At 73.3% G+C, this 9,495-nt stretch carries 7 protein-coding genes; 5 read left to right on the forward strand and 2 right to left on the reverse strand.

Translation table 11 applies throughout. The features are described from left to right. The first annotated feature begins 393 nt into the window (after positions 1 to 393). The 4 genes from LG634_RS28935 (at position 394) to LG634_RS28950 (ending at position 6,660) form a co-directional block, all read left to right on the forward strand. Complete coding sequence (locus LG634_RS28935; RefSeq protein WP_226737954.1) at positions 394 to 1,809, forward strand: MFS transporter; 1,416 nt, start codon at positions 394 to 396, stop codon at positions 1,807 to 1,809. 140 nt (positions 1,810 to 1,949) lie between these two features. After that, entirely contained in the window at positions 1,950 to 3,809 is a 1,860-nt protein-coding gene (locus tag LG634_RS28940; protein ID WP_226737965.1) for an alpha/beta hydrolase family protein, read from the forward strand. A 156-nt stretch (positions 3,810 to 3,965) separates the two neighbouring features. After that, positions 3,966 to 5,936, forward strand: coding sequence for a RiPP maturation radical SAM C-methyltransferase (locus LG634_RS28945; protein ID WP_226737956.1), 1,971 nt, complete (start codon positions 3,966 to 3,968; stop codon positions 5,934 to 5,936). 28 nt (positions 5,937 to 5,964) lie between these two features. Beyond that, positions 5,965 to 6,660 carry a DUF5825 family protein gene (locus LG634_RS28950; protein WP_226737958.1) on the forward strand — a complete coding sequence of 232 codons (696 nt, stop codon included), beginning with the start codon at positions 5,965 to 5,967 and terminating at the stop codon, positions 6,658 to 6,660. Positions 6,661 to 6,696: 36 nt separating this feature from the next. Here LG634_RS28950 and LG634_RS28955 read toward each other — a convergent pair whose 3' ends face one another. After that, positions 6,697 to 7,167 carry a flavodoxin domain-containing protein gene (locus tag LG634_RS28955; RefSeq protein ID WP_226737959.1) on the reverse strand — a complete coding sequence of 157 codons (471 nt, stop codon included), beginning with the start codon at positions 7,165 to 7,167 and terminating at the stop codon, positions 6,697 to 6,699. Between the two features lie 210 nt (positions 7,168 to 7,377). Here LG634_RS28955 and LG634_RS28960 point away from each other — a divergent pair, with 210 nt between their 5' ends. Further along, positions 7,378 to 8,400 (forward strand): zinc metalloprotease, encoded by a 1,023-nt coding sequence (locus LG634_RS28960; protein ID WP_226737960.1) that lies wholly within the window; start codon positions 7,378 to 7,380, stop codon positions 8,398 to 8,400. Positions 8,401 to 8,478: 78 nt separating this feature from the next. On the opposite strand, the gene LG634_RS28965 is transcribed toward LG634_RS28960, so the two are convergent. Next, positions 8,479 to 9,141, reverse strand: coding sequence for a deoxynucleoside kinase (locus LG634_RS28965; RefSeq protein ID WP_226737961.1), 663 nt, complete (start codon positions 9,139 to 9,141; stop codon positions 8,479 to 8,481). Between the last annotated feature and the right edge of the window lie 354 nt (positions 9,142 to 9,495).

Raw genomic sequence — 9,495 nt, forward strand, 5'->3', positions numbered from 1 at the left:
GCTTCCGGCAACCCCACGGGCGTTCCCCACGCGTCCGCGGGTTCGAAATGCGCACACCGCGCACCGGAGTTCGCGACGGCCGGCGGGGGATGCGCGGACGCGAAGCGGACCCGTGGAGTCCGCCGCCGGGGGGCGTGCCGGGCCTCCGCTTGCCGCCGGGATGCCGCTTCCGGTTCCGTAAGAGGCGGGCACCCGCCCCGCCCTCGTACAGCCATGGCCGACGGGTCATCTCCGAGATTGCGGCTGACCGTTCGGGTCCTTGCGGGCACCGAATCCAGCTGGTTAGGTTCCGCTCGATCTCACGTTCTGCACATCTCCTGCGCATTTGTGTACCACTCGTGAGCAGGCGATGTGTCGGCGGGACGTGCCACGGCGGACCCAGGGAGGCATCGCATGGAACGTGCTCCGTCTTCCGGCGACGCCGGCGAGATCGGCTTATCCCCCGCACGCGGCGAGGACGCCGGGCACCCCGCCGGCGGTGCTGCCGACGGCCCCGCGGACGAACCCTCGGGAAGATCCCGCCGTCCCGGCACCTCGCGGGACGTCACCCTGCTGTGGACCTCCAACGCCGCCGACGCCCTCGGCACGCAGATGTCGGGCGTCGCCTTCCCGCTGCTGCTGCTCGGGCTCGGCCACCCTCCGGCCACGGTCGGGCTGCTCGCCGGCGCGGGCATGCTCGTCACCCTGCTGTGCGGGCCGGTGGTCGCCGTGCTGGCGGACCGCGGCCTGCGCAAGCCGGTGATGGTCGGCTCGGCGGTCGTCGCCGCGGCGGCCATGGGCGCCGTGGCCCTGTCGGCGGCCGGCGGCCGTCCGCCGTTCGCCCTGCTGCTCGGCGCACTGCTGGTGGAACGGACGGCCACCGCGTGCTACGAGGCCGCCGCCCGCGGCACCGTCGCCCTGGTGTCCGCGAGCAAGGACCTCCCGCGGGTGGTCGCCGGACTGGAGGCCGGCGACCGGGCCGCCCTGGTGGCCGGACCCTTCCTCGGCGGGGTGCTGTACCAGGTGGCCAGGCCGCTGCCCTTCGCCGCCGACGCACTGTCGTACGCGGTGACGGCCCTGTGCGTGCGGGCCATGCCGTCCGACCTCCGGGCCGGCCCCACCGCGGAGGACGGCTCCGCGGAGGACGGCTCCGCAAAGGACCCCACCACGCCACCGCCCGCCGGCGCCGGCGGCGGGACCGCGCCGGGACCTCTGCACGCGCTCCGCTCGTACGGCCGCGAGACGTCCGCCGGTTTCACCCTGCTGCGCTCGGCACCGCGCCTGCGCCTCGTCCTGCTCTGGACGACGACCGTCAACGCGGCGGTGTCGGCCCTCTACTTCTCCGCGCTCCTCGCACTGGAGGACGGCGGCGGCCCGCTCGCGATGGGGGTGGTGCTGGCGGTGGCCGGCGGTGCCGGGCTGGCCGGTTCACTGGCCGCACCCGCAGTCGTCCGCCGGCTGGGCGCCGTACGCACCCTCGTGGGCGTGACCTGGCTGACGGTGCCGCCCGCCGCGGGCCTCGCCGCGGCGGACTCGTCCTGGGGGCAGGGGCTCTGCTTCGGGGCGTTCTGCCTGCTGCTGGCCCCGGCCACCGTCGTGGTGCAGGCCGCCGCCATCGCCGACACCCCGCCCGCCCTCCAGGCGAGGACCGGCGCGCTGATGGCGACCGCCGTCGTGGGAGCGGGCGCCCTGGCCGCAGCCGTCGCGGGCGCCCTGCCCGGGTACGCCGGTCCCGCGGCCACCCCGCTGGCCTGCGCCGCGGCACTCGCCCTCCTCGCCCTGTTCACCGGCCTGCGGGCGGACCGACTGCGCACCGGAGGCCGGCCGTGACCCGTCCCAGCACGGCCGGCACCCCCGGCCGGACCGCCGCCGCCCGCCCCGGACCCGCCGCCGACGGCGAGCGGCCCGGCGTCCGCTACCACACCTACCGCGCGGAGCTCCCGGACGTGTGTGCGGCCGACCCCGCGCGGATGGTCTTCACCGCCGACGCCGACGGCCGCTGCCAGGTGTTCACCTGGGACGCGCGGACCGGCCGGGCACGGCAGGTGACGGACCGCCCGGGCGGCACCCTGCACTGCGCCGTCGACCACGACGCCCACGTGTGGTGGTTCGACGAGGACGCCGACGGCCACGGCCAGTGGCAGTTCCGGCCCTTCCACGGCGACGCCGGCACCGACCGGCCCGGCCTGGAGGGCGTACCCGCAGGCGCGCCGCGGGGACTCGGCCTCACCCCCGGCGGCACCGTCGCCGTCGCGACGGCCGCGGCCGGCGCGACCAGCCTGCACATCGGGCAGCGCGGCGGCCCGCCCCGCGCCGTGGCCCGGTTCGAGGGCCACGCCCGGCTCGCGGGCATCTCGCCGGACGGACTGCACCTCGCCGTCGGCGGGCCGGCCGGGTCCGACCGGGCGGTGACCGTGCTGTCCCCGGACGGCACCGTCCGGGCCGTGCTCCGGGGCGACGGCGACGGCGGCGAGCTGTGGGCCCTCGGCTTCCGGCCCGCGGGCACCGGACGGGACACGGAACTGCTGCTCGTACGGCGGCGCCGGGACCGCTACGTCCTCGGCGTCTGGCGGCCCGGCACCGGCGCGCGCCTCTGGGAGTGGTGCGGGTTCGACACGGAGATCACCGCCTCCTGGTACCCCGACCGCGACGGCGTGCTGATCCGGCAGGAACGCCACGGCCGCAGCCTGCTGCACCGCGCCGACCCCGGCCGGCGCACCGTCGGCGCCGTGCCCACACCTCCCGGCACCCTGCTGGCGGCAGCCGCGCGGCCCGACGGCGACGTGCACTACCTGTGGACCTCGGCCGCGCAGCCGCCGCGCATGGTGTCGACCGCGGGCACCGCGCTGCCGCCGCTCGGTACGGTCGACGGCGCCGTGCCGGGCGAACACCGCGAGCTGTGGACGCCGGGCCCGGACGGTCCGGTGCACAGCCTGCTCGCCCTGCCGGAGGGCCTGTCGCCGGCGCCCGCCGTCTTCCTGGTGCACGGCGGTCCCGCCGACCACGACCGCGACGCGTACGACGGGGTCGTGCACTCCCTGGTGGCCTCCGGCTTCGCCGTGGTCCGGGTGAACTACCGGGGCTCCACCGGCTACGGGCCGCGCTGGCGCCACGCGTACCCGGCCGGGGTGGGACTGACCCAGGTGCAGGACCTCGTGTCCGTACGGACCGACCTGGTCCGCCGCGGGCTGGTGCGGGCCGACGCCACCGCCCTGTGGGGCACCTCGTGGGGCGGCTACCTGGCGCTGCTCGCCGCCGGCGCCGCCCCCGGACCGTGGCGCGCGGTCGTCGCCGTGAAGCCGGTGGCGGACTGCGCCGCCGCCCACCGCGCCGGCACACCCGCACTGCGGGCCCTGGACGAGCGGCTGTTCGGGGGCACGCCCGAGCAGGTGCCCGAGGCGTACGCCCGCAGCTCCCCGGTGAGTTACGTGGCGCAGGTACGGGCGCCCCTGCTGGTCGTCGCGGCCGAACGTGACGACAAGTGCCCGCCGGAGCAGGTGCGCCGCTACCTGGACGCGCTCACCCGCGCGGACGTACGGCACGAGGCGATGTGGCTCGACACCGGTCACGACGGATACGACGGCCGCCACCACGTCGCCGTGCTGCGCCGCGCGCTCGGGTTCCTGGACCGCGAGCTGCGCCGCCGCGGCCGCCCGGGCCGCCCCGCCCCGGATCCGGGTTCCGGATCCGCCCAGACGTCCCGCTCCGTCCGGAGCGGGGTCCCGGAGGGCCGGCTCGCACCGGCTCCCGGGGACGACCATCCCAGCGCACCGGAGAGAGGAGGACACCATGCAGAAGGACGTCATCAACAACGACCCGCTGACGGGTGACGAGGAGAACCGCAAGCCGACCATCGGCGTCACCATCACGATTCCGTTCCGCAACGCCGAGGACGGCGAAGAGGACTGATCCGCCCGGCCGGCCCGGTTCGCACCGTCCGGGCCGGCCGGTTCCACCCACCGTTCGAGCACCGTCAAGGAGCCGTTGTGCGCGTTCTGCTGGTCAACATGCCCTGGTCCCCCATCGACCTGCCCTCCCTCGCACTCGGCATCCTCAAGCGCAGCATCGACGAGCGGGTGCCGGGGGCCACGGCCTCGGTGCTGCACGCCAACCTGGAGTTCATCGACTGGATCACGGCGCGCCGCGAGTTCGACGCCGAGGACTACCAGTACTACTCGCTGTCCTCCTACTTCATGGGCTGCGGCGACTGGGTCTTCTCCTCGGCGCTCTACGACGACCCCTCCTGGCGCGAGGAGGAGTTCACCTCGGTGATGAAGGGCAAGCTGCGCGCGTCGCGGATGAAGACGACACAGGAGCTGCACCGCGAAGTGCCCGCGTTCGTCGAGGAGATCGCCCGGCGGATCGTCGAACAGAACCCGGACGTGGTCGGGTTCACCTCGACCTTCCAGCAGAACACCGCCGCGCTCGCCGCCGCCCGGCACGTGAAGCGGCTGGCACCGCACATCGTGACGGTGATGGGCGGGGCGAACTGCGACGCCGAGCAGGGGGCCGCGGTCCACCGCAACTTCCCGTTCGTGGACCACGTCGTGCGCGGCGAGGGCGAGACCGCGTTCCCGGAGCTGGTGAAGGCCCTGGCCGAGGGGCGCAGCGACTTCTCCGGCATCCCCGGCCTGTGCCACCGAGGTGCCGACGGCTCCAGCACCGTCAATCCGATGGCGACCTCCCCGCTGCCGCCGGCGGCCATCCTCCCGCCCGACTACAGCGGCTACTTCGAGTGCCTGGCCGCCTCGGTCGCCCGCAACTGGGTGGAGCCGAAGCTGGTCGTCGAAGGGGCGCGCGGCTGCTGGTGGGGCGAGAAGCACCACTGCACGTTCTGCGGCCTCAACGGCTCGTTCATGCAGTTCCGCAGCAAGAGCCCGGACGTCTTCTACGAAGAGATCATGGACCTGGCCCGGCGGCACCGGGTGCTGGACATGTACGTCGTCGACAACATCCTGGACATGGGCTATCTGAACACCGTGCTCCCCCGGATCATCGAGAGCGGCTACGACCTGCGCCTGCACATCGAGATCAAGGCCAACATGCGCCGGTCCCAGCTGCAGACCCTGTCCGACGCCGGGCTGATCTACGTCCAGCCGGGCATCGAGAGCCTCAACAAGCGGGTCCTCGACCTGATGGACAAGGGCGTCAGCGGGTGCCAGAACGTCCGCATGCTGCGCGACGGTGCGGAGACCGGCCTGTCGGTCTGCTGGAACTACCTCCACGGCTTCCCCGGCGAGACCGCACAGGACTACGAGCCGGTCATCGCGCAGCTCCCGGCGCTGGAGCACCTCGACCCGCCGGTGGACCTGTCGGCGCGGATCGCGATCGAACGGTTCAGCCCGTACTTCAACCGGCCCGAACTCGGCTTCACGGGGCTCCGGCCCGAGGCGCACTACCGGTTCACGTACGACCTGCCGGAGGAGGAACTGTACGACCTCGCCTACGTGTTCGAGGCTCCGGCGCGCGGCATCGGAGAGCCGACCGTCACCGCGCTCAACGACGCGCTGGCCGCCTGGAAGAAGCACCACACCGACTCCCGGCTGACACACACGGACCTCGGGGACCGCATCGTGCTCGTCAACCGGCGCCGGGCGTTCCCGTGGCGGGCCATGGAGCTGACCGACCCCTTCGAGATCGCCCTGTTCCGGCTGCTCGACCAGCCGCACGCCCCGGCCACCCTCGCGCGCAAGGCCGCCGCTCGCGTGAAGGGCGACCCGCGCACGCAGGAGCAGGTGACGGAGGTCCTGGACGGCTGGGTCGGCCAGGGCATCGTGTTCACCGACGGCGGCCAGTACGTGCACGTCGCGCCGGCGGCGGTGAACGAGGACCTGCTGCGACTGGACTTCATGCGGCACCTGCACTCGTCCGAGGTGCAGGTGCCCGCCCCGGCGGCGGCCGGCGACGGCCCGGCGGCCGCCGTCCGCGATGCCGTCCCGTCGCCCGTTTCGGTCTGACCGTGCCGTCCGCACCCCAGGAGACTCCATGACCAGCGCAGTCCACCCCTCGCCCGCGTCCACCGAAGAAGTCCCGCTCACGGTCACCGCCTGGCGCGACTACGACGCGGACGCCTGCGCGCTGCCGGGCATGGCGCTCGGCAGCCACCGGCTCACCGGTCCGCTGGCCGAGGAGACCGACCGGCTGTGGGGGCTCGGCGCCCGCCGGGTCGTCGTACCCGGCACCGTCGACCTGACGGCCGCCGCCAATGCCGCTCCCGCCGCCGCACGCCGTACCCTGCGCTCCCTGGGCCTGGTGCGGGACCTGACCGCACGGGCCGTGCTCGTCGACTGGCGGCTGCGCCTGGACGACGGCGACGACGAGACCTGGAAGCTGCTCAGCCACCTCCAGCCGCCGCAGCAGCTCGACGGCGGCGGGGCGGCGGCGGAGCACCTGCTCGCCTGGCGCCGCAGCCACTACCTGTGCAAGTGCCTGTGGCGCCAGGGGCCCGGTTTCCTCCAGATCCGCGACCGGCGCTGGGGCGACCTGCGCCGCTTCACCTGCGACGAGCCGCACTACCACGAGGCGATCGCCCTGCTGGAGAACGGCGCCCCGGCGGCGGACGTCCGCCCGGACGCCCTGGCCGAGTTCGCCGAGGAACAGCTCGTCCTGCGCGTCGGCGACCTGGCGTGGTGGCTGCCGTACCGGGTGAAGCGCTGGATCCAGGAGGCGATGGCGATCTGAGCTCCCGCCGTCCTCCGGCTGCGGCCCCGGACGGGGTCAGCGCCTCGGCGCCCGACCCCCGCGCAGCCGCTCGGCGAAGGCCTGCGCGGCGGCGAGGTCGTCGGCGTCGGGGCGCTGCCTGTTGATGCCGCCGACGAGCCTGAAGAGGGCCCAGGTGTCGAGGGCCCGGCACGAGAAGGTCCCGGCCACCTCGTAGCCCTTGCGTTCGAGGAGGCGGACCGTGGGGCGGGTGAACGGGGCCGGCGGCAGCGCGGGCAGCCCGCTGGTCGCGAACACGAAGGCGCGGCCCTGCCCCGGGGGAAGAGCCCTGACGAAGGCGTTCAGACGGGGGTGGAGCCGGCCGTGGTAGACGCCCGAGCCGAAGCCCACGAGGTCGGCGGCGGCCAGCTCCGCCGGATCGGCCTGTTCGGGGGTGACGACCCGTGCGGCCAGGGTCCGGGCCATGCGGTCGGCGACGCGCTGCGTGTTGCCGTGCGCCACGGAGGCGCACACGATGACGGTCTTCATCTTCGGGGTCCCTTCTCCCGGTTCCGTAAGGAAGACCGGGTGGCGGCGCGGGATGTGACACCGCCGCGCGGACGGGTGCCGCCGTCGGTCGCGGAGTGGGTTCGTCGGGCGGATACTCGGGATGAGGGGGTTCTGGGTCGGCGTGCTCGGGAGGGGCGGGTCAGCGGGCCGTTCGGCGTCTGGGGTCAAGTGGATGCGGAAGGGTGTGCCATGGAACTCGAATCTCTCCCTGACGACGTGGTCGCATCGATCGAGGTGCGGGACCGCTGGCGGCGGGCTTCGGCCGGTGAGCTGGAGTTCCTCGTCACGGACATCGCCCGGTGGACGCCCGGTTCGACGGTGCGGGTCGCTTTCCTCGACGGGACCGCGCAGCTGCACGCGGACATCGCCGGAGCGACGGCGCAGATCACCGACGCGTGCAACCTGACGCTCGATTTCGGGCACGACGAGGCGGCCGGGACGTTCCGGCGGTGGACGACGGCCGATACCGAGTACGCCGCCGAGATCCGGGTCAGTTTCGACATGCAGGGGTTCTTCTCCCTGGTCGGCACCGACAGCACGGACCCCACGATCGGTGCCGGAGGCGGCCCGATCGGCGGAAACCCCGGTCAACGCAGCCTGAACCTGGGGCGGTTCACGACGAACCGGCCCCCGACGTGGGAAGGCACCGCGCGGCACGAGTTCCTGCACGCGCTGGGGTTCCACCACTCGCACCAGAACATGCGCGGTACCTGCGAGAGCGAGTTCCGCTGGGACGACGACCAGGACTACAGCTTCACGCAGGACGCCAACGGTGTCTTCGTGCCGGACTCCCAGGGGCGCCGCCCCGGCATCTACACGTACCTCTCGGGCGCGCCGAACCGGTGGTCGCGCGCGAAGGTGGACCACAACCTCCGGACCGAGGACGACCCGGACGTCGTGGCCGGTCCCTTCGACACGAAGTCCGTGATGCTGTACCGGTTCCCGGCGTTCTTCTACAAGTCCAACCCCAGCAGTTGTGCGCCGGCCGGCACCGGGCAGAGCCTGTCCGAAGGCGACAAGCGCGGGCTGCGCCTGCTGTATCCGCACGCCGAAGAGGAACTGGCGACCCGTCAGGCGCGGGCCGATGCGGTCCTGCAGTCGATCGGGGTCGGCCCGGAGGGGCACGCCGGGGCCGACGGCGGGACGTTGGCGGAGGCATACCGCAGGCGGGTCGAGGAGCTGGCTGCCGCGCAGGCGAAGGGCGCCGGCTGAGATCCGGACCGGCGTGCACGCACCGCTGCCCGCCCCGGCCGGACGGTCGGGGCGGGCAGCGGTGCAGGTGCGGACGGGTCAGAGGCGGGCGCGGGCGGCGACCAGGGCGTCCTTGACCTCCTGGACCACGCGGTCCGCATCGGCGGGGTTGTTCACCACGTCGGTCTCGTTCATGTCGATGACGAGGACCTCGCTGGCCGAGTAGTGCTTGTGCACCCAGTCGTCGTAGCCGGACCACAGCGTGCGGTAGTACTCGACGAGGCTCTCGTCCTGCTCGAAGCCGCGGCCGCGGAGGCCGATGCGGTGCAGCACCGTCTCGAAGTCGGCCTTGAGGTAGACCATGAGGTCGGGGGCCTTGCGGTACGGCAGGCCGTCGATCTCACGCATCATCTCGTCGAGCAGGCCCTCGTACACCTGCATCTCGAGGGAGCTGATGCGGCCCAGGTCGTGGTTGACCTTGGCGAAGTACCAGTCCTCGTAGATGGAGCGGTCGAGGACGTTGTCGCCCTGCTTGTACGCCTCCTTGATCGAGGCGAAGCGGGTCTGCAGGAAGTACAGCTGGAGCAGGAAGGGGTACCGCTTGGCCTGGATCTCCTCGGGGCTCGCCGTGTAGAAGAGCGGGAGGATCGGGTTGTCGTCGACGCTCTCGTAGAAGACGTCGCTGCCCAGCTGCTTGGCGAGGAGCTCCGCCACGCTGGTCTTGCCGATTCCGATCATGCCTCCGACGCAGATCACTGCCATACCTCACTTCTCCCTGGGGGTCTTCTGTGTGTGGGCGGGTGGGTGGCCTGACGCCCACACCACTCAGACGCACGCCGACGGGCGCGTGCTTCCCGGGAGCTTCATGATCAGCGTCGTACGGGTCCCCGTCCGGACCGGCACCCTGACGCATGCGGCTCTCGCCGGCCGGTCCGTCTGGCCCTTCCGCGGTCGCCGTGTACAACGACGAGCCGCAGCTCCGCGGCCGGCTGAAATCCTAAATGATGATTGAGTGCACGCCGGCCAAACGCAGACGCCCGGCCGGGGTGTCCCGGGCGGGCGTTCTGCTGTCTGCTGCGGCCTGCGGCTGCCGTGGTGTCCGGCCTGGGACGGCTT

It is taken from the genome of Streptomyces bambusae (assembly GCF_020532645.1).
Taxonomy (GTDB): domain Bacteria; phylum Actinomycetota; class Actinomycetes; order Streptomycetales; family Streptomycetaceae; genus Streptomyces; species Streptomyces bambusae.

What these genes read in the sequence shown, in the direction of transcription:
- LG634_RS28965 (WP_226737961.1), bottom strand. Translation starts at nt 9,141, where the DNA reads ATGGCAGTGATCTGCGTCGGAGGCATGATCGGAATCGGCAAGACCAGC.
- LG634_RS28950 (WP_226737958.1), top strand. Translation starts at nt 5,965, where the DNA reads ATGACCAGCGCAGTCCACCCCTCGCCCGCGTCCACCGAAGAAGTCCCG.
- LG634_RS28960 (WP_226737960.1), top strand. Translation starts at nt 7,378, where the DNA reads ATGGAACTCGAATCTCTCCCTGACGACGTGGTCGCATCGATCGAGGTG.
- LG634_RS28955 (WP_226737959.1), bottom strand. Translation starts at nt 7,167, where the DNA reads ATGAAGACCGTCATCGTGTGCGCCTCCGTGGCGCACGGCAACACGCAG.
- LG634_RS28935 (WP_226737954.1), top strand. Translation starts at nt 394, where the DNA reads ATGGAACGTGCTCCGTCTTCCGGCGACGCCGGCGAGATCGGCTTATCC.
- LG634_RS28940 (WP_226737965.1), top strand. Translation starts at nt 1,950, where the DNA reads ATGGTCTTCACCGCCGACGCCGACGGCCGCTGCCAGGTGTTCACCTGG.